This is a genomic window from Mesobacillus sp. MER 48, from assembly GCF_023714225.1.
In the GTDB taxonomy this organism is placed as follows: Bacteria; Bacillota; Bacilli; order Bacillales; family Cytobacillaceae; genus Mesobacillus; species Mesobacillus oceanisediminis_A.
Window position 1 is genome coordinate 1 of the sequence record NZ_JAMAUR010000051.1, and the last position, 255, is coordinate 255.

Below are 255 nucleotides of genomic sequence, written 5' to 3' on the forward strand. Positions count from 1 at the left end.
GTCTAAGCAGTTAGGCTGCAAGTGAGGCAAATCCCGCTTGCGTGAAGGCTGAGCTGTGACAGCGAGGGAAATATAGTACCGAAGTTCCTGATTCCACACTGCCAAGAAAAGCCTCTAGCGAGATAAATGGTGCCCGTACCGCAAACCGACACAGGTAGGCGAGGAGAGAATCCTAAGGTGAGCGAGAGAACTCTCGTTAAGGAACTCGGCAAAATGACCCCGTAACTTCGGGAGAAGGGGTGCTCATTTGGGTGA

General features: G+C 52.2%; 1 rRNA gene. It reads left to right on the forward strand.

Annotated elements, in window-relative coordinates:
• A 23S ribosomal RNA gene (locus M3593_RS23865) occupies positions 1–255 on the forward strand; the annotation flags it as partial.